Consider the following 16851-nt stretch of genomic DNA (forward strand, 5'->3'; position numbering starts at 1 on the left):
GCCCCCGCCCGCGGGCGGGGGCCGCTCGCCCTGTGCGCCCGGTCGGCACCGTCGGCCGCCCGGGGCCGGGACCGCCTCCTACGCGTCGGCGCCGGGGACGAGTCCGTCGGCGACCAGGCCGGCGAGCACGGCCTCGCCCAGCGCGTGCACCGCGGACCGGGGACGGACCATCACGGTGAACTCCTTGATCCGGCCGTCCCCGTCGAACTGGAGCAGGTCGATCCCGTGGATCTCCTTTCCGTTCACCGTGGCCCGGAAGAGCAGGATCGCCGACGGGGCTTCGCCGCCGTCGGTGCTGGTCTCGGCCGTGCCCTCGAAGTCGCCGATGTAGCGGAAGCCCTCGAAGATCCGCAGCAGGACGCCGAAGAGCCCCAGCACCATGGGCTTCCCCTCGAAGGGTGTGAACTTCACCGGGCTGTACAGGCGGATGTCCTCGGTGAACAGGTCCTCCAGAGCGTCCGGTTCACCCTTCTCCACGGCGGCACGGAAGCGTTCAGCAGTGTCCATGACCTCTCCCCTTACTCAAGGATCTGACTATTCACTTTCTTGAGTATGATGCGATGACGGACGGGGAATGGGAAGGGGCTGCCTCGATGGCCTTGCGGCATGCGGTGCTGGCGGCGCTGCTGGACGGGGAGTACAGCGGTTACCAGCTGGCGAAGGCGTTCGACATCGGCGTGGCGAACTTCTGGCACGCGCTGCCTCAGCAGCTGTACGCCGAGCTGGCCAAGCTGGAGAGGGAAGGTCTGGTCGAGGGGCGGCAGGTGGTCCAGGAGACCCGGCCCAACAAACGCCTCTTCCAGGTCACCGACGCGGGCCGCGCCGAGCTGGAGACCTTCGCCGCGGCCGTCCCGAAACCCTCGTTCATCCGCGATGACCTGCTGGTCAAGGTGCAGGTCGCCGACCGTGTCGGGACGGCCGCCGTCATCGGGCAGCTCGAGGAGCGGGCGTCGGCGGCCGCCGCAAAGGCCGAGCTTCTGGGCAAGCTGCTGCGGCAGTTGCGGGGCGACGCGGACGAGGACGAGTTCCTCCGGCGGGGCGAGCGGATCGGCCCGTACCTCACCTGTCTGCGCGGCCTGGCCTTCGAGCGGGAGCACCACGACTGGTGCCTGAGGATCGCGGCCGTGCTCAGGGAGAGGCAGTCCGCAGATGCCGAACAGTGAGTACCTGCGCTACGTCGCCCTGGGCGACAGCCAGACCGAAGGCCTCGGTGACGGGGACGACGTCATCGGCCTGCGGGGCTTCGCCGACCGCTTCGCCGAGCACCTCGCGGCCGTCCACCCGGGGCTCGGGTACGCCAACCTGGCCGTACGGGGCCGTGTCACCGCGCAGGTCCGGGCCGAACAGCTGGGGCCCGCCCTGGCGCTGCGGCCCGACCTGGCCACCGTGGTCTCCGGGGTCAACGACCTGCTCCGGCCGCGCTTCGACGCCGAGGAGGTGGCAGGACACCTGGAGGTGATGTTCGCCGCGCTCACGTCGGCGGGGGCCCGTGTGGTCACGCTGACCTTCCCCGACGTGGGGAGGATCGTGCCCCTCGCCCGGCCGGTCAGGTCGCGTGTGTTCGCCCTCAACACCCGGATCCGCGCCGCGGCCGCCCGCCACGGCGTCACGGTCGCCGAAACCGGCCGGCACGCCGTCACCACCGATCCACGGCTGTGGAGCGCGGACCGGCTGCACGCGAGCCCCCTCGGCCACGAAAGGATCGCGGCGGCCCTCGCCCAGGCCGTCGCACTGCCGGGGAGCGATGCTTCCTGGACACTCCCCCTGCCACCGCGGAACGCTCCCACGGCCCGGCAGACCGCGGTGGCCGAACTGCGCTGGGCCGGAACCTTCCTCGGCCCCTGGCTCGTACGCCGCCTGCGGGCGCGGTCCTCCGGGGACGGGCGCGTCGCGAAACGCCCCCGGCTCCTGCCGGTGGCCGCCGCCGGGCCGGGCAGTCCGGACACCGGACAGCGGGAGTCCCCGTGAGGACGGGGCGCGCGCCGACCGGAGGCCCGGGCGGACGATGAGCCGGACGGCCCAGCCGACCGGCCGGCACGCACGGCCCCGCCCTGCTCCAGTGGTGGACTCCCTCCAAGTCCGGCGCGCCGACACTGTTCGGGTCGGGGCACCCTCTCCGGCGCCCGCGCGAGCAGACTGGCCGGGACGCGGCGTCTCCTGCGGTACCCGCGTCCGTGGACACATGGACCGGGTAAGGACACGACCTCATGACCGAACGTATCGTCAGCTCCCGCTCGCGCGGATTCCTCTTCCTCGACTCCCATCCGGTGGGCTGCGAACGCGCCGTGCGCGGCATGTGGGACGCCGTCCCCGCCCCGGGGCCCGCCGCCCCCGGCAAGGACGCGCCGGTCGCGCTGGTGATCGGCTCTTCCGCCGGGTACGGGCTGGCGGCCACGGTCGCGGGGCTGGCCCGTGCCGGGATCCGGGGCATCGGGGTGTCCTTCGAGAAGGCTCCCGGGCGCCGTACCGCGACGGCCGGCTGGTACCGGACCGCGGCCACCGCCGACCTCGCCCGGGACCACGGGCGGGACTTCGTGTTCGTCAACGGCGACGCGTTCTCGGACGCCGTGAAGGAGGAGGTCGCCGGCCTGGTGCGCGAGAGGTTCTCGGGGAAGCTCGACCACCTCGTGTACTCCGTCGCGGCCCCGCGCCGCACCGATCCCGACACCGGTGTCACCTACTCCTCGGTGCTCAAGCCGATCGGCGAGGCGCACCGCACCAAGACCCTCGTGTTCGACGACGGGGGCGCACCGGAGATCAGGACCGTCGAGACCGGTCCGGCCGCGGGCGACGACACCGAGCAGACGGTCGCCGTCATGGGCGGGGCGGACTGGGCGCGCTGGATCGATCACCTCTGCGCCCGCGATCTGCTGGCCGGGGGCTTCACCACGGTGGCCCTGTCGTACATCGGCTCTCCCCTGACCGGCGCCATGTACCGGCAGGGCACGATCGGTGCGGCCAAGGCGCATCTGGAGCGGACCGCCCGTGATCTGGACGACCGGCTCGCGAAGGAGGTCGGCGGGCGCGCGCTCACTTCTGTCAACGGGGCGGCCGTCACCCAGTCGAGCACCGCCATCCCCGGGATCGCCCTGTACGTCGGACTCCTGCGGAGCGTCCTCGGCGACGGGATGGTCCCTCCCGTCGCGCAGCTCACCCTCCTCTGGGACCAGCTCACCGGCCGGGCACCGCTGGACCTGGACGACGAGGGCCGGGTGCGCCTCGACACCTGGGAGCTGAGCCCCGCGGTCCAGGACGCGGTCGCCGAGCGCTGGCGGAGCGCCACCACCGGGACCATCGCCGGCCTCGCCGACCTCGACTGGTTCACCACGCAGGTGAGGCAGCTCTACGGCTTCGCCGTGCCCGGTGTCGACTACGCGGCTCCGGTCGAGACGGACGTCCCCTGGCCTGTCCACACCGCCTGACGCACCGGCACACCGGAGGCCGCCGCACCTCCTCGCACACCTCCTCACGCACCGGCGAGCTCCGGGAGGAGCGGCGGTGTCGGCGGCCGGCCCGGCGCCGGGTTCAGGCCGAGGCCCCCCTGGCGGGCAGGGCGTGTGCCAGGAGGTACTCGGTCGCCCGCGCGATGGCTTCGGTGGAGGTGCCGTGGACGGCCTCGGACTCCTCTTCCCGCTGGTCAGCGGCGGTGGCCGTGTACCACCAGGCGTCGGCGTCCGGATCGTGGTGGATGACCGCCGACCCTCCCGCGTACTGAAGCGGAAGGGACTGACCGGCCGTCCTCCTGGCCACCGCGTGGGGCCACTTGAGGCGGGCGGACTGACGCTTGATCCCGCCCCACGCCGCACCCAGCTGTGTGTAGCTGGCCCCGCCGCGACCGGCGACGGTGGCGGCGCTCTCGGCCAGCCGGTCGACGGACTGCCTGGCCTCGTACAGCGCCCGCAGCAGGGCCAGTTGCACATCCGGTGCAGCCATGAGCGCGGGATCGAAGGACCGGCCGGCGGCACGGTAGGCCTCGGCGCGGGTGGAGAGCCGTTCGGCCAGCGCGCGGACCGCGTCGAGCACCCTGTCGTCCATGGAGAACGCGTCGTCCCTGGTGGGTTCGTTCCAGGCGGGGTCCACCGGGGTCATGACGGTGGCCCAGAAGGTCTCGTCGTCCTTGCCGGGGGTAGGAATCGCTGTCACATCGTCCATGCGACAAACCTACCTGCCAAGTGCGGACCACGACAAGGAAAACTGTCATCCGGTCGACCGACACGTACTCCTGTCGTCGATCCGGCGTCCTGATACCGAGCCGCCCCTCCCCCGTCCCGGCGGAACCCGTCCGGGCGTACGGTCGTCCGGACCCCCGAAGCCGTCGGGGGCCGCTCATGATCGAAGGACGTGGCGGACACGGCGGGCCACCTGGTCCGGGCGGAGAGGGACGGAGGGGCACGACATGACCGAACACGGCACGGACCGCGGCTATCTGCTCGACAACCAGCAGTCGGAGGCGGGTGTCCGGTTCGGCGCGCTGGCCGAGCTGTTCGATCCCGTGACGTTCCGGCACATCGACAGGATCGGCATCGCGGAGGGCATGCGGTGCTGGGAGGTGGGGGCGGGCGGCCCTTCCGTTCCCGTGGGACTCGCCGAGCGGGTGGGGACAGCGGGGCGGGTGGTCTGCACCGACATCGACGTCTCCTGGGCCCGGGACGCCGCCTCCGATGTCGTCGAGGTGCTGCGCCATGACGTCGCGGCGGATCCGCCTCCGCCGGGCGGCTTCGACCTGGTGCACGCACGGCTTGTCCTCGTGCACGTCGTCGACCGGGCGGAGGCACTGCGCCGCATGGTCCAGGCGCTGCGACCGGGCGGCGTTCTCCTCCTGGAGGACGCCGATCCGGGACTCCAGCCCTTGCTGTGCCCGGACGAGTCGGGCGCCGAGCAGCGTCTGGCCAACCGCCTGCGCTCCGGGTTCCGTGAGCTCATGGCGGCCCGAGGTGCCGATCTGGCGTACGGTCGCACCCTGCCGCGGCTGCTGCGCGAAGCCGGGCTGCGCGGCGTGGAGGCCGACGCCTTCTTCCCGATCGCCTCGCCGGCCTGCACCGTCCTCGAAGCGGCGACCGTCCGGCAGATCAGGGGCCGCCTCGTGGCCGAGGGGATCGCGACCGACGAGGACATCGACCGTCACCTGTCGAACGTCGCCACCGGCCGACTCGACCTGGCGACGGCTCCCCTGGTCTCCGCCTGGGGACGCCGCCCCTAGCCGGCACGACGCGGTGAGGACGCGCGTACGGGCTCACTCCTCGACAGGCTGACCGGACTCCCCCGCCGACGAGGGCGCCGGTCGATCCGGCACCGGCACCGGACGCGCCGTCAGGCGCACACGTGCCGCTGCCCGGTGAACCGGATGCTCCCGGACCGGTGCGCGGGCGAACGGGCGGTGCGGGGGCGCACCGATCCGCGCGTACGCCGACGGGCGCGGCCTCCGACGGGGCCGCCGGGGGCCATGGCGGGCCTCGCCCGGCACGCACCGCCGGCCGCTGTCGTGGCGGACTTCCCCGCAGGGCTGCGGCACGAGGAGCGGGAGACCCCGCACCCACGCACCCTTTCCGCGCGGGGCCGGCTCACCGCTCCGGGGTGACCCGGGGCGGGGACTGAGGACCGGGGGGCCTCTCGCCGCCGAGCCAGGCCGCGAGGGCGTCCAGCGCTGCGGGAGCGATGCCGTGGCCCACCGGATCGAGGCGTGCGAGCGCCGCCGCTCCCGAGTCGGCCGTCAGGTACCGCCAGGTCCTGTCGAGGAGTTCACGGGGGATGACCCGGTCGCGTGTCCCGTGAGCCACGAAGACGGGCACTCCGGCGAGCCGCCCGGCCCCGGTGGGCACCCCCGCTTCGAAGGGAAGCGTGCCGTAGAGGACGGCCGCGCCCGAGTAGCGGGCGGGTTCGTCCAGCAGCAGCCCCCCAGCGAAAGCGGCTCCGCCGCTGAAGCCCACGAGGAAGACCTGGCGGCCCTGCGGGGCCACACCGTCCAGCCACTCCCGGAACCAGTCCATGGTGGCGCGGAGCGACTGCGGAACCGGGCGCCCGATCCCCCGGTTGGCGAACCAGGCGAAGCCCCCGTTCTCCGCGATCGGGGCCCGCACCGCCGCGTAGGAGAGAGAGCCGGGCAGGGCGTCGGCCAGCCCGATGATGTCCCCCTCGTGCGAACCCCGGCCGTGCAGCAGCACGACCAGCGGGCTCTCCGCGTCTCCGCGGGTCACGACGACGGGGGTGCCGAATCCGCTCATGACGTGCGCCCCGGAATTCCGCGGACGGTGGCGTTCATGATTCCGGTCCTTTCCCCGGACCGCGACGGGCGGCACTCGACGAACCGCCCGGCCCGGCGTGGGCACAGGGCGTGGAAGCCGGTGGCGGTCACGCGCGGATCAGCAGGACGAGACCGGCGAGCACCACCGCGAGCAGTACGGATGCCAGGCCGTAGACCAGGCGGTGCGCCCGCAGGCCGGGCAGGAAGCGGTCCACGGCGAGCCGGCCGGGCCCGGTGAGCGCCAGTCCGGCGGCCCCCGCGAGCAGCAGCAGCTCGTACTCCACACCTGCGGGGGCGAAGAATCCGCCGCCCCACTTGACGGCCAGCGCGTTGATCATGGTGCCGAGGACGGCGGCACCGGCCAGCGGCGTCAGCAGTCCGAGCACGAGGCCGATCCCGCCGAGCGTCTCGCTGAGGCCGGCGATCAGGGCCATCGTCCGCCCGGAGGGGTATCCGCTCATGGCGAAGAACTGCCCCGTGCCCTCGAGACCCCCGCCCCCGAACCAGCCGAACAGCTTCTGCGCACCGTGTGCGGCCACGGTCAGCCCGAGAACGACCCGGACGAGCAGCAGGCCCGCGTCGTAGGCGTGAGGTGAGGTGCCTTCGGAGACGCCGGTGGAAGAGGCGGTGGTGCGGGTCAGGACGGAAGTCATACGGCACGGATCCCTTCGGTGAACTTGAACTTTCAAGCGTGACCCCGAGCCTAACCGATGCGTGAAACTTCAAGAATCTGGCCGTCCCCTCCGGCTCACGGGATTCCCGGCCAGCTTTCTTACTCTGGAGTAACGTTCGTGTCCCGCACCGTCGTCCGAGCTCCTGGAGCCCCCATGGCACGCGTCCCGCGCTCATCCCTGCTGCTCGCCGGCTTCCTGGCCGCGTCCGGGGTCACACACTTCGCCGCCCCGAAGCCGTTCGACGCGATCGTCCCGCGTGTCCTCCCCGGCAGCCCCAGGGCCTGGACCCGGGCCAGCGGCGTCGTGGAGCTGGCACTCGCGGCGGGTCTCGCCGTGCCACGGACCCGCCGCCGCAGCGCGCAGGCCACCGCGCTCTTCTTCGTCGGCGTCTTCCCGGCGAACGTGAAGATGGCGTACGACTGGCGGACCCGCCCCGCATCGGCCAGGGCACTGGCCTACGGCCGGCTCCCCCTCCAGGTGCCGCTCTACCTGTGGGCCCGCCAGGCGGGCCGGCCCACGGCCGGCTGAGCACGGGAGCGAGTGCGTCCCGCCGGGGGTTCGCGACACCCCGGCAGCCGTCCTCGGAAGGGGCCGCCGGAAACCCGGCCGCCACGGACCGTGTGCGGGGCCGGATCGAGTACCGGGGTTCCCGGGCCGACAGCGGGTTCCGGGGTGCTCACCCACCGCGTCCCACCGACGGCCCCGGCGGGCCCCGGGTACGGCGGATGCCGTCGAGACCGGGTTCGCCGGCATCATGACGGTGACCAGGAACTTCGCTTCCACCGGCGACGGGAGCGAGGGGAGTGTCACCGCGACGGACGTCCCGCGCGGCAGCGGCCGGGCGGTCCACGGCGCGGGGATCCGCCCGGCGCCGGCCAGGCGCCGGGGTTCCGGCCGGGCGCCGGGGTTCCGGCCGGGCGCCGGGGTTCCGGCCGGGCCGCTCCGAGGGGTCGCGAGGCGGGCACCGGTGGCGCGGTCAGGCCTTGACGATCATGCTCTCGGCGCCGGAGATCCCCTTGTCCCACCAGTGCCCGTAGCGTCCGTAGACGGCGGGATCGCGGTCGGCGAGCAGCACCGACAGTTTCCCGGCCTCCTCGGCCAGGCCCTTCCAGGCAGTCTTGCCGAGCTTGTGGAAGGCGGTCAGTTCCAGTCCGCCGCCGACCGCGCGCCACACTCCGGCGACCTGCCCGTCGACGAGCAGACACGGCAGCATGTCGCCGTTGCGTCTCACGACCAGCGGCCGGTGGTCCGCCGGCATGACCCGGCCGGGGACGGCGTGGGCCAGCAGGGTGCTGTCCCACATCGGCAGCAGCCTGGGCGGAGCCGGGGTGTCCTCGGCGGGCACGGTGGCGTCCGCCAGGTCGTACAGGGCGGCGCGGCCGGGGCCCGTCACCCGCACCACCCGGTCGGCCAGCCCGTGCAGGGCCTTGGTGATCGCGGTGCGCGTCAGCAGGGTGAAGCGGGCGAAGTCCTGGGCCGACGCGGGGCCGAACGCCCGGAGATGAGCGAGCAGGAGCCGCTGGACCCCGGCTTCCGCCTCCTGCGACGCGTCCGTGGGCACCGCGGTGTCCTGGTAGGCGTTCCGGGAGGTGAACGACCACGGGCCGCCGGTCGGCACATGGCGCACCGGCGCGTAGGTGCGCAGCGCCCACCACAGACGGTGGGCGTGCTCACCGAACCGCTCCGTGAGTTCGCTCTCCACCTCGGCACCGGTGCGGGGCCGGGCCAGGAAGCGGGCGAGCTCCGGCAACAGGTCGTCGGCGTCGGCGGGAGACAGTCCCGTCGCGGTGAAGCGGCGGTCGTAGAGCCGGGACGCCCGCAGAGTGCTCAGCATGGCGGCACGGTAGGACGCGTGGTCCTCGGCGTGAACGGCGTGCAGCGTGATCCGCATGAGGGTCGCCTTCACGATCCGGCCGTCCGCGAACGCCGCGTCGAGGTCCTGGGGAGCGAAGTCCTGTACGCGGTTCCACAGGGCCAGGTACGGCGACGCGGGCGTCTGGGCCTGTAGGGCGCAGACCTGGCGCACCGCCTCCGTCACGCCGATGCGCCTGCGTTCGAGCAGGAACTGACGGTCCAGGGTGGCCAGGACGAGCTGCCGTGCGGTGAGAGCCATGGCGGCAGATCATGCCACCTCACGCATCGTGCCGGGCAGCAGTCCCCGCGCGTGGGCCGGTCGGGGACACCTGCCGTGTGAACTGCCCCCGGTGGCTGCGGGTTCCGGTCCTACGTGCTGAAGAGCACGCGCCGGAGCGTAGGTTTCGCCCATGGTGGACGGATGGCGGACGGACCGGATCGGAAGCGCTCTGCGCGGGGAGAACCCTGCGGTGATGCGCAGGTTGCGGGCGGGCTTCGCGGTGATCGGAGACGTGCAGTTCCTGCCGGGCTACTCGGTGCTCCTGGTGGACGACCCCCGGGTGCGGCGGCTGTCCGAACTCCCGGCGGAGAAGAGGCTGGCGTTCCTCTCCGACATGGACATGCTGGGTGAAGCGGTGGAGAACGCCTGCCGCCGCGTCGACCCGGCGTTCCGCAGGGTGAACCTGGAGATCCTGGGCAACGCGGACGCGTTCCTGCACGCCCATGTGTGGCCCCGCTTCGCCTGGGAACCCGCCGGTCTGGTGCAGCGTCCCGTCTGGCTGTATCCCCGTACGAACTGGTCGGACGAGCGGTACGCCCTGGCGGCCCGCCATGACGCCGTACGGGAGGCGATCGGCGGCGAACTCGACCGGCTCGGCGCGTCGGCCTGAGCGCGACCACGGCTGTCGGAGTACGGGCGGGCGAGGGCACGGCCCGTGTGCCGACTGGCTGTTCAGCTGCGGGGCCTGGCCATCCGTGCGTGCCGTGCGGCCTTCAGCGTCTCGGGCAGGAAGCGGTTCCTCAGCGCGGAGCGCCGGGTGGCCGCGTCGCCTCCGACGACTTCGGCCTGCCCCTTCATCAGGGCGAGGAAGCCCTGTCGTGCGACGTCCTTGCGGCTGTTCTTCCTCATGCCGGGGCCGAACGCCGTGTCGTTCATGCCGGCGCGGGCGTGAAAGTCGCTGTCGGTCGCGCCCGGCAGGAGCGCGGTGACGCTGACGCCGTACTCCTTGAGTTCTTCGCGCAAACCGAGCGCGAACATGCGGGTGAAGGCGCGGGAGGGCCCGTAGACCGTCTCGTACGGCGTGGGCAGGGTCGCGGAGAGGGAGGAGGTGATCAGGATCCGGCCCCGCCGGCCGGCCGCCATGTGCCGGGCGACGTACTTGGCCAGGTGGACCACGGAGGTGACGTTCAGGTCGATCAGGCGGAGTTCGTCGTCGAGATCGGTGGCGAGGAAGGACCCGCCGATGCTCCGTCCGGCGTTCAGCACCGCCGCGTCGAGGGGGCGGCCGGTCCGCTCCACCGCACGCCACACCGCCTCGACGCCGTCGGCGCGGGCGAGGTCCGCGCGTACGGGAACGACGTCACCGCCGTACCGGGCGAGGCCCCTGGCCGCTGCGTCGATCTTTCCGCTGCGTCCGGTCGCCACCAGGTCGAAGCCGTTGACGGCGAACAGCAGGGCCAGCTCGTAGCCGATGCCGGAGGAGGCTCCGGTCACCAGAACCAGGGGCCGGGGAGAGGCTGGACCGCTCACGGACTGCTCCGTTCCGTAGGGCCGGGACACGACCGGGGCCGAGTCCCGGCGCGCCGGGCTCCTTGCCGGGCCCGGGCGGAAGGGGCTCCGCCGCGCAGGCCGTGCCCTCCATGTTCCTCGGTCCGGGCGCTGCCGCGCGTCGGCGTGTTCCTCGGTCCGGGCGCGGCCGCGCGTCGGCGAGGGGCGACGGCCGGCGGACACGGCCGAGCCCGCCGGGCGGTCCCGCTGATCATCAGGCAGTGGGCGATCGGCACAGGAACTCCTTCGTGTACGCCGCGCGGGCGAAACGGCCGACGAGCCCGAGCCGGGGACGACGGCGCGGTACGGGACCGCCCCGCCGACGCCGGGCGCCTGAGCCGCCGCCGTCCCACGGGAGCGGCCGGGGTCTCCGTGCGTCCGGCATCAGCTCGCCGGTCCGGGCGCCCTGAGGACGGTGCCCCGGCTCCGGGAGGTGAGCGCTGTCGCCCGCGAGGAGGCCTTGTGCCTTTTCGGACTTCTGTCCGAAGGGAACATCGCGTCGGTCCGGGAGCTCGCGCGGCAGCACCGGTCCGCCGGCGCACCCCGGCCCGGCGGACCCCCTCGTACGAGGTGTGACGGCCACTCATGCTGTGCTCGGGTCGCGGCCCGGCCGGACGGCGCCGGCGTGCTGCCCGCCGAGCGCTGTTGCGAGCCCATCGCACCTGGTCACCGAGGGTATGACGGCCATAGCCGCAATGGGTTCCGTGTGCCACCGTGGCGGGCATGGAGGGGAATCAGCACGTCCACACACACGGCCACCACCACGAGCACGGACCCGCCCGCCCGGACGGCGAGCACCGGCACGGGTCCACCGGTTCCCGACCGAACCGGCTGCGTCACCGGCTCGCCCATCTGTTCACTCCGCACAGCCACGAGGCCGCGGACAAGATCGATCCGGCGTTGGAGACGTCCCGCGAGGGCATGCGCACCTTGTGGATCTCCCTGGCCGTCCTGGGGGTGGCCACCGTCGTACAGGCCGTGATCGTCGCCCTGTCCGGATCGGTGGCACTGCTCGGCGACACCGTCCACAACGCCGCCGACGCCCTGACCGCCATCCCGCTGGGCACGGCGTTCCTGCTGGGGCGCAGGCCGCCGAACCGCCGCTACACCTACGGCTACGGCCGCGCCGAAGACCTCGCGGGCATCCTGATCGTGGCCACCATCGGCGCCTCCGCCGTACTCGCCGCCTGGGTGGCTGTCGACCGCCTGCTCGATCCCCGGGACATCACCCATCTGTGGGCGGTCTCGGCCGCCGCCCTGACCGGATTCGCCGGCAACGAGTGGGTCGCGCGCTACCGCATCCGCACCGGGAAGAAGATCGGTTCCGCCGCCCTCGTCGCCGACGGACTGCACGCCCGCACCGACGGCTTCACCTCCCTCGCCGTGCTCCTCGGTTCCGGAGGCGCGGCGCTCGGGTGGCGGGCCGCGGACCCGGTCGTCGGGCTGCTCATCACCGTCGCGATCCTGTTCGTGCTCAAGGACGCGGCCCGCGAGGTCTACCGGCGGCTGATGGACTCCGTGGACCCCGCTCTCGTCACCACCGCCGAGGAGGCCCTGCGCGCGGTGGAGGGGGTACGGGACATCGGACCGGTACGGATGCGGTGGATCGGGCACGCGCTGCGGGCCGAGGTCGACATCGTCGTCGACGCCCGGCTGACGGTCGTCCGGGCCCATGAACTGGCGGTCGCTGCCGAACACGCCCTGATCCACGCCGTTCCGCGGCTGACCGCCGCGACCGTGCACGCCGACCACGGGCCCGCCGGCGCCGATCCTCACGCTGCCCTCGCGCACCACGGCAATCGGCCCGGGGCCGTGTCCTGACGGCCGGGGGAAGCACGCCACGACGATGATGCGGAGGGGTAGAACAGCCGTCGGGGGAAGACGAGGAGGTCCACCATGCAGGGACAGGGAGCCGGGCAGCGGCCCACGACCGAGCTCGACGCCCGCTACAGCTCCGCGCCCGGTACCCGCCCGGGTGCGGCGGACGTGACAGCCACCGAGTGGGGTGAGGCGCGGCAGCGCCTGGAGAGCGCCGAGATCTTCTGGGTGTCCACGGTGCGGTCCGACGGCCGGCCGCACGTCACACCGGTGATCGCCGTGTGGCACGCGGGAGCCGTGTACTTCTCCACCGGCCTGCGGGAGCAGAAGGCGAGAAACCTCGCCCATGACGGGCGCTGCGCGCTGACCACCGGGAACAACTCCCTCACCGAGGGACTGGACCTGGTGATCGAGGGCGAGGCGGAGCGGGTGACCGGTCCGGCGGCACTGGAGGAGGTGATCGCGGCGTACGAGGCGAAGTACGGGTCCCACATCACGTCGCCCGAAGGCACCTTCCACGGGATCGGCGACGCCTTCCGGAGGGGTGACGTGGCGGTGTTCGCGGTGGCTCCGGCGACGGCGTACGGCTTCGGCCGCGACGACGGGGTCTACAGCCACACGCGCTGGACGTTCTGACACCGGGCGGCCCCTACAACCGCGCACAGGAGGGCGGCGGCCCGCCCCCTCCGGCTCGCCGCTCGGGGCCGGAGGGGGCGGGAGTCCGTCAGCCGTCCGGTGCCGGGGCGGCCGTCGTGCGGGAGAAGGCCAACGCGAGCCGGTCGGCTTTCACGGTGACGCCCGCTTACGGGCGGGGCGGGGGCGAGGCGAGTTCCAGGCATGGTCATGTCCGCGGCAAGGACGCCAGGACGATGTGGAGTCCGGCCCGGGCGAAGTCCTCACCGAGGCGTTTACGGCGTCCGTCACCGAACGCGAGAAAGGACGCGCGCATGGCGGCGGCGCACCCGGGGCCCCGGCGGTCCGGGGCGAAGGTGTCGGGGCCGGGCGCTGTCCGCACGAGGGCGGGCGGCGGGGCGTTCATGGCGCCTGGCACACCTTGTGCGGGTGGCTGAATACGGCCCTGACACCCAGGAGCAGGCGCCTGGATGCCGCTCGCCGGTGATCCTTTGCGTCACATCGCGGATGGAGCCGCTGACCGTTCTTCACCCGGGCGAAGAACGGCCGGGACCACGGGTCACAGCGGGCCGCCCCGGACACCGCCGCGGTCGGCCGCTCCACCGGCATCGGCGCCGTCCCGGGCGCGTGACGCCTTGACGACGCACCCCCGGTTCCTGCCGGTCCGATCGCACCGCGTCTGCCGATCGCACGAAACCTGCCATCCGTTCGCATGCCGTCCGGCGCGCGACTCGCACAACTAAATCGAACAGACGTACTATCCAGAGGTGCCGACGTACGACTTCCCCCAAGACCTCCGCGACGCCCAGATCGCCCTCCACCGGACCCGCTCGGCCCTGGAGCACTGCGCGGCGCGCCTTCCCTGGTCAGCCGAGCCGATGGCCGGATGGCGCGCCGAGAAACAGGTGCACAGCGACTACCGGCCCGAGAAGGCGGACAGCCCCGGCCACACCCCCGAGCAGCGTGCCGAGCTGGCACGGCTCCGGAAGCAGGTGCTCGATCTCAGCATCACCGTGTCCACCCATCCGTACTGGACGACGGTGGACAGGAGCGACACCGTCGCCTGCCGCATGGCGCTCAAGCACGCCCATGAGACGGCACACGGGGACGGGGCGCCGTAGCCGTGCGCGGGTCCGGCGGGATATCCCGGCTCGAGAAGTGGCGGGCGACGCGCGAGTACCTCGCCTGGCAACTCCGGTACGCCGACCACCGGATCCGGGAACTCGAGGCCGAGGAACGGCGGGACCGGCACCGGCGGGAGCAGGCGCGGGTCGCACAGTCGTGGAAGGTCCAGCCGCAGCGCTCCAGTGCGAACGCCCTGCTGCACCGGGGAAGCTGCTCGCTGTACAGGAACGGCTCAGCGCTGTTGAGCCGCGAGGAAGCCGTCATCGCGCTCGCCGAGCCCGGCATCGACGCCTGCCAGATCTGCAATCCGCAGACCGGACTGCGGTGAGACGGGGCCCCGCCCTCCACGCGGGCGGGTACGCCGGGGTGGCGCACCCGGGCGCGGGAGCGGGTGGCACGCCCACGGGAGGGCCGAGGGGGCACGTGAGGGCGCGTGCACGCCGGGAGGATCAGACGCCCTCCTGCGCCGCGGCCCGTCGCCGGCGTTTGCCGAGGGGCGCCTGGGAGAGGTCCTCGGCACTGCTCCTGAGGTTCTTGTATCCGTAGCCGCGTTCCGTCAGCCAGGCCCTCGCCGCGCCCTCGGCGCGCTCGGCCGCTTCCAGGATGTCCTCCTCCTCGTCCCCGGAATCCTGGAAACGGAAGGTGAAGGCCGGACGGGCGGCCACGTCGTAACTGAGGTGCCCCTCAGGGGTGAAGGCGGCGTGCAGGACGTCGTGCTCCGCGGCGCGGGCCAGGAGTTCGGCCCGCTGACCGGCATCGAGCCCGTCGAAGACACCGCGGACCGTGATACGGAAGGTACGAGTACTCATCCCGCGACCCTAGCCAGCACGACCACAGCGGCTCCACCGCATTTCCGGCGGAGCGCGGGGCGGGGAACGGCCCCTGCCGCACGGACGGGCGGAGGCAGGGCACGGCGCGGTCACCCCACCGCGCCGGACGCGCCGGTCCCGGTACGTCCGGGGCGCGGCGTCCACTCCCCCGGAGTGGAGAGGGCACCGCGGGCGCGACACGGGCCGACTTGATAGGCAAGTGGGCGCTTGCCTATCGTAGGGTCGTGGCCGACGAACTTTTCAGAGCCTTGGCCGACCCCACCCGCCGCACCATTCTCGACGAGCTCGCGGAGAAGTCCGGACAGACCCTGTTCGAGATCTGCGCGCGGCTGAGCATGAGGCATCAGCTCGGCATCTCGCGCCAGGCGGTCTCCCAGCACCTCGCCGTACTGGAGGCCGCCGGACTCGTCGAGACCAGGCGGGAGGGCCGCTACAAGTTCCACGACCTGAACACGGCCCCGCTGCGGCGGATCACCGAGCGATGGCCCGCACCCGATGCATCCGGACCCGAGGAGAGCACCCCATGAAGATCCGTCTGACCAGCGTCTTCGTCGACGACCAGGCCAAGGCCCTGCGCTTCTACACCGAGATCCTCGGCTTCGAGAAGAAGCACGACGTCCCGGTGGGCGAGAAGGACCGCTGGCTGACCGTCGTCTCCGCCGAGGAACCGGGCGGCACCGAACTCCTCCTGGAACCCGCCGGTCACCCGATCGTCGCCACCTACCGCGACACGCTCGTCAAGGACGGCATCCCGCTCGCGCAGTTCGCCGTGGACGACGTCAAGGCGGAGTACGAGCGCCTGCGCGCCCTCGGGGTCCGCTTCACCCAGGAGCCGCTGGAGATGGGCCCCGTCACGACCGCCGTCTTCGACGACACCTGCGGCAACCTCATCCAGATCGCGACACCGCCGCGGTAGGGGGGTCCGGACCGCTCCCCTCGGCTCACCGCCCGGACCGGCGCGGGGTGTCGCCGTGGATGACCGCCAGGGCGTGTTCGCGTGCGCGCTCGCCCAGGATGCCGTCCAGCGTGTCGAAGAGCGCACCCGCGGTGCTCCCGTTCCAGTCGGGCGGGAGCAGCGCGAGGGGGATGCCCGGGTCCCGGTACGGCAGCCTGCGCCACTCGGTGAGCATGGGGACGTAGGCCCGGAAGGCCTCCCCCGGAGTGGCCCGGAGCCAGGAGGAGGGATCGGCGGGCGGACCGTAGCGGCGCAGGAAGTCCGTGTACAGCGCGGCGAGTTCGTCGAGGTCCCACCAGGTGCTGACCTTGGCCCGGAGGTCGCCGAAGGCGAGGTGGTCGGCGCGGAAGATGTCGGCGTAACCGGAGAGTTCACGGCGTTCCAGCGTGCGCCGCGCTTCCGTGGCCAGGTTTCCCGGGGCGATCCAGACTCCCGGCGCGGCGGTGCCGAACCCGAGCCGTGTCAGGATCGTCCGGAGTTCGTGCCGCTTGCCCCGCTCGGTCTCGGGTACGGAGAAGACGACGAGGATCCAGCCGTCCTCGGCCGTGGCCCGGGCGCGCTCGAAGATCCGTACGTCGCCTTCGGCGAGGGTGCCCAGCGTGGAGTCTGCGAGGGAGTATCCCGCCCTTCCCTCGTGACGCACGCCGTCCAGGATCCCCCGGCGCTTCATACGGGACACCGAGGACCGCACGGCGGGGGCCTCCACACCGAGGTCGGACATGAGCCTGACCAGGGACGCCACGGAGAGCCAGTTCGCCTCACCGCGCGCGTACAGTCCGAAGAGGGTCGTGATCAGTGGACCGTGACGGGTGTCGCGGTGCGCCGCGCCGGGGGTCCTGGACGGGGTTGCCGCCGTCATGTCCGCACCATCGTCGTCCCCGTAGCCGAGCCGTTCACGAATCCCCCAGCGTAGGGGATCCCGTGAGCGGCCCGGCCGGGGAGTCCGCCTCCTG

Annotated in this window: 21 protein-coding genes; 12 read left to right on the forward strand and 9 right to left on the reverse strand. The window is 72.9% G+C overall.

All coding sequences use genetic code 11. The features are described from left to right. Window positions 1-78 precede the first annotated feature (78 nt). Complete coding sequence (locus ACFVS9_RS18210) at window positions 79-507, reverse strand: nuclear transport factor 2 family protein (protein ID WP_389933477.1); 429 nt, start codon at window positions 505-507, stop codon at window positions 79-81. 86 nt (window positions 508-593) lie between these two features. Between ACFVS9_RS18210 and ACFVS9_RS18215 the strand changes: the two genes are divergently transcribed. The 3 genes from ACFVS9_RS18215 (at window position 594) to fabV (ending at window position 3422) form a co-directional block, all read left to right on the forward strand. Then, a complete protein-coding gene (locus ACFVS9_RS18215; protein ID WP_389933481.1) occupies window positions 594-1163 on the forward strand; it encodes a PadR family transcriptional regulator in 570 nt (189 codons plus the stop codon). After that, on the forward strand, window positions 1150-1968 hold the full coding sequence (locus tag ACFVS9_RS18220) for an SGNH/GDSL hydrolase family protein (RefSeq protein ID WP_389933483.1): 819 nt from the start codon (window positions 1150-1152) through the stop codon (window positions 1966-1968). Before ACFVS9_RS18215 ends, ACFVS9_RS18220 begins: the two co-directional genes overlap by 14 nt. Before the next feature lie 239 nt (window positions 1969-2207). Then, on the forward strand, window positions 2208-3422 hold the full coding sequence (fabV, locus tag ACFVS9_RS18225) for an enoyl-[acyl-carrier-protein] reductase FabV (protein ID WP_389933485.1): 1215 nt from the start codon (window positions 2208-2210) through the stop codon (window positions 3420-3422). Window positions 3423-3525: 103 nt separating this feature from the next. Here the strand turns inward: fabV and ACFVS9_RS18230 are convergent, their stop codons facing one another. Beyond that, the gene (locus ACFVS9_RS18230; RefSeq protein ID WP_383117831.1) at window positions 3526-4152 is read right to left on the reverse strand and encodes a hypothetical protein; all 627 of its coding nucleotides are present in this window, start codon (window positions 4150-4152) and stop codon (window positions 3526-3528) included. A 244-nt stretch (window positions 4153-4396) separates the two neighbouring features. On the opposite strand from ACFVS9_RS18230, the gene ACFVS9_RS18235 reads away from it, so the two are divergent. Further along, the gene (locus tag ACFVS9_RS18235) at window positions 4397-5200 is read left to right on the forward strand and encodes a class I SAM-dependent methyltransferase (protein WP_389933488.1); all 804 of its coding nucleotides are present in this window, start codon (window positions 4397-4399) and stop codon (window positions 5198-5200) included. A 361-nt stretch (window positions 5201-5561) separates the two neighbouring features. Here ACFVS9_RS18235 and ACFVS9_RS18240 read toward each other — a convergent pair whose 3' ends face one another. Together ACFVS9_RS18240 and ACFVS9_RS18245 are read right to left on the reverse strand one after the other, a co-directional pair. Continuing rightward, the gene (locus tag ACFVS9_RS18240; RefSeq protein ID WP_389933491.1) at window positions 5562-6221 is read right to left on the reverse strand and encodes an alpha/beta hydrolase; all 660 of its coding nucleotides are present in this window, start codon (window positions 6219-6221) and stop codon (window positions 5562-5564) included. Between the two features lie 127 nt (window positions 6222-6348). Beyond that, window positions 6349-6894 (reverse strand): DoxX family protein, encoded by a 546-nt coding sequence (locus tag ACFVS9_RS18245; protein ID WP_383117834.1) that lies wholly within the window; start codon window positions 6892-6894, stop codon window positions 6349-6351. Window positions 6895-7068: 174 nt separating this feature from the next. Between ACFVS9_RS18245 and ACFVS9_RS18250 the strand changes: the two genes are divergently transcribed. Then, complete coding sequence (locus ACFVS9_RS18250) at window positions 7069-7443, forward strand: DoxX family protein (protein ID WP_389933495.1); 375 nt, start codon at window positions 7069-7071, stop codon at window positions 7441-7443. Between the two features lie 448 nt (window positions 7444-7891). Here ACFVS9_RS18250 and ACFVS9_RS18255 read toward each other — a convergent pair whose 3' ends face one another. After that, a complete protein-coding gene (locus ACFVS9_RS18255; RefSeq protein ID WP_389933497.1) occupies window positions 7892-9028 on the reverse strand; it encodes a winged helix DNA-binding domain-containing protein in 1137 nt (378 codons plus the stop codon). A 151-nt stretch (window positions 9029-9179) separates the two neighbouring features. Between ACFVS9_RS18255 and ACFVS9_RS18260 the strand changes: the two genes are divergently transcribed. Further along, on the forward strand, window positions 9180-9659 hold the full coding sequence (locus ACFVS9_RS18260) for a diadenosine tetraphosphate hydrolase (RefSeq protein WP_389933500.1): 480 nt from the start codon (window positions 9180-9182) through the stop codon (window positions 9657-9659). Window positions 9660-9721: 62 nt separating this feature from the next. Here ACFVS9_RS18260 and ACFVS9_RS18265 read toward each other — a convergent pair whose 3' ends face one another. Then, complete coding sequence (locus ACFVS9_RS18265; protein ID WP_389933502.1) at window positions 9722-10519, reverse strand: SDR family NAD(P)-dependent oxidoreductase; 798 nt, start codon at window positions 10517-10519, stop codon at window positions 9722-9724. Window positions 10520-11260: 741 nt separating this feature from the next. Here ACFVS9_RS18265 and ACFVS9_RS18270 point away from each other — a divergent pair. Together ACFVS9_RS18270 and ACFVS9_RS18275 are read left to right on the forward strand one after the other, a co-directional pair. Continuing rightward, entirely contained in the window at window positions 11261-12358 is a 1098-nt protein-coding gene (locus tag ACFVS9_RS18270; RefSeq protein ID WP_389933504.1) for a cation diffusion facilitator family transporter, read from the forward strand. A 75-nt stretch (window positions 12359-12433) separates the two neighbouring features. Beyond that, entirely contained in the window at window positions 12434-12991 is a 558-nt protein-coding gene (locus ACFVS9_RS18275; RefSeq protein WP_389933507.1) for a pyridoxamine 5'-phosphate oxidase family protein, read from the forward strand. Between the two features lie 205 nt (window positions 12992-13196). Here ACFVS9_RS18275 and ACFVS9_RS18280 read toward each other — a convergent pair whose 3' ends face one another. Further along, complete coding sequence (locus ACFVS9_RS18280) at window positions 13197-13394, reverse strand: hypothetical protein (RefSeq protein WP_389933509.1); 198 nt, start codon at window positions 13392-13394, stop codon at window positions 13197-13199. A gap of 361 nt (window positions 13395-13755) precedes the next feature. Here ACFVS9_RS18280 and ACFVS9_RS18285 point away from each other — a divergent pair, with 361 nt between their 5' ends. Together ACFVS9_RS18285 and ACFVS9_RS18290 are read left to right on the forward strand one after the other, a co-directional pair. Further along, window positions 13756-14109 (forward strand): hypothetical protein, encoded by a 354-nt coding sequence (locus ACFVS9_RS18285; protein WP_383117842.1) that lies wholly within the window; start codon window positions 13756-13758, stop codon window positions 14107-14109. 2 nt (window positions 14110-14111) lie between these two features. Further along, window positions 14112-14441, forward strand: a complete 330-nt coding sequence (locus ACFVS9_RS18290; RefSeq protein ID WP_389933511.1) for a DUF6233 domain-containing protein — start codon at window positions 14112-14114, stop codon at window positions 14439-14441. Between the two features lie 121 nt (window positions 14442-14562). Here ACFVS9_RS18290 and ACFVS9_RS18295 read toward each other — a convergent pair whose 3' ends face one another. Next, window positions 14563-14922: a DUF6204 family protein gene (locus tag ACFVS9_RS18295; RefSeq protein WP_383117844.1), complete on the reverse strand. Its 360-nt coding sequence runs from the start codon at window positions 14920-14922 to the stop codon at window positions 14563-14565. A gap of 245 nt (window positions 14923-15167) precedes the next feature. Here ACFVS9_RS18295 and ACFVS9_RS18300 point away from each other — a divergent pair, with 245 nt between their 5' ends. Together ACFVS9_RS18300 and ACFVS9_RS18305 are read left to right on the forward strand one after the other, a co-directional pair. Continuing rightward, window positions 15168-15470: an ArsR/SmtB family transcription factor gene (locus ACFVS9_RS18300; protein WP_383117845.1), complete on the forward strand. Its 303-nt coding sequence runs from the start codon at window positions 15168-15170 to the stop codon at window positions 15468-15470. Continuing rightward, window positions 15467-15859, forward strand: coding sequence for a VOC family protein (locus tag ACFVS9_RS18305; RefSeq protein WP_383117846.1), 393 nt, complete (start codon window positions 15467-15469; stop codon window positions 15857-15859). The genes ACFVS9_RS18300 and ACFVS9_RS18305 overlap by 4 nt, the downstream gene beginning before the upstream one ends. Before the next feature lie 25 nt (window positions 15860-15884). Here ACFVS9_RS18305 and ACFVS9_RS18310 read toward each other — a convergent pair whose 3' ends face one another. Further along, a complete protein-coding gene (locus ACFVS9_RS18310) occupies window positions 15885-16757 on the reverse strand; it encodes a PaaX family transcriptional regulator C-terminal domain-containing protein (RefSeq protein ID WP_389933516.1) in 873 nt (290 codons plus the stop codon). Between the last annotated feature and the right edge of the window lie 94 nt (window positions 16758-16851).

Origin of the sequence: Streptomyces sp. NPDC058008 (genome assembly GCF_042886395.1) — a bacterium.
In the GTDB taxonomy this organism is placed as follows: Bacteria; Actinomycetota; Actinomycetes; order Streptomycetales; family Streptomycetaceae; genus Streptomyces.

Bases quoted from the DNA above. Each gene is read 5' to 3' on its own strand.
- ACFVS9_RS18210 (WP_389933477.1), bottom strand. From the start codon at position 507: ATGGACACTGCTGAACGCTTCCGTGCCGCCGTGGAGAAGGGTGAACCG.
- ACFVS9_RS18215 (WP_389933481.1), top strand. From the start codon at position 594: ATGGCCTTGCGGCATGCGGTGCTGGCGGCGCTGCTGGACGGGGAGTAC.
- ACFVS9_RS18220 (WP_389933483.1), top strand. From the start codon at position 1,150: ATGCCGAACAGTGAGTACCTGCGCTACGTCGCCCTGGGCGACAGCCAG.
- fabV (WP_389933485.1), top strand. From the start codon at position 2,208: ATGACCGAACGTATCGTCAGCTCCCGCTCGCGCGGATTCCTCTTCCTC.
- ACFVS9_RS18230 (WP_383117831.1), bottom strand. From the start codon at position 4,152: ATGGACGATGTGACAGCGATTCCTACCCCCGGCAAGGACGACGAGACC.
- ACFVS9_RS18235 (WP_389933488.1), top strand. From the start codon at position 4,397: ATGACCGAACACGGCACGGACCGCGGCTATCTGCTCGACAACCAGCAG.
- ACFVS9_RS18240 (WP_389933491.1), bottom strand. From the start codon at position 6,221: ATGAGCGGATTCGGCACCCCCGTCGTCGTGACCCGCGGAGACGCGGAG.
- ACFVS9_RS18245 (WP_383117834.1), bottom strand. From the start codon at position 6,894: ATGACTTCCGTCCTGACCCGCACCACCGCCTCTTCCACCGGCGTCTCC.
- ACFVS9_RS18250 (WP_389933495.1), top strand. From the start codon at position 7,069: ATGGCACGCGTCCCGCGCTCATCCCTGCTGCTCGCCGGCTTCCTGGCC.
- ACFVS9_RS18255 (WP_389933497.1), bottom strand. From the start codon at position 9,028: ATGGCTCTCACCGCACGGCAGCTCGTCCTGGCCACCCTGGACCGTCAG.
- ACFVS9_RS18260 (WP_389933500.1), top strand. From the start codon at position 9,180: ATGGTGGACGGATGGCGGACGGACCGGATCGGAAGCGCTCTGCGCGGG.
- ACFVS9_RS18270 (WP_389933504.1), top strand. From the start codon at position 11,261: ATGGAGGGGAATCAGCACGTCCACACACACGGCCACCACCACGAGCAC.
- ACFVS9_RS18275 (WP_389933507.1), top strand. From the start codon at position 12,434: ATGCAGGGACAGGGAGCCGGGCAGCGGCCCACGACCGAGCTCGACGCC.
- ACFVS9_RS18280 (WP_389933509.1), bottom strand. From the start codon at position 13,394: ATGAACGCCCCGCCGCCCGCCCTCGTGCGGACAGCGCCCGGCCCCGAC.
- ACFVS9_RS18295 (WP_383117844.1), bottom strand. From the start codon at position 14,922: ATGAGTACTCGTACCTTCCGTATCACGGTCCGCGGTGTCTTCGACGGG.
- ACFVS9_RS18305 (WP_383117846.1), top strand. From the start codon at position 15,467: ATGAAGATCCGTCTGACCAGCGTCTTCGTCGACGACCAGGCCAAGGCC.
- ACFVS9_RS18310 (WP_389933516.1), bottom strand. From the start codon at position 16,757: ATGACGGCGGCAACCCCGTCCAGGACCCCCGGCGCGGCGCACCGCGAC.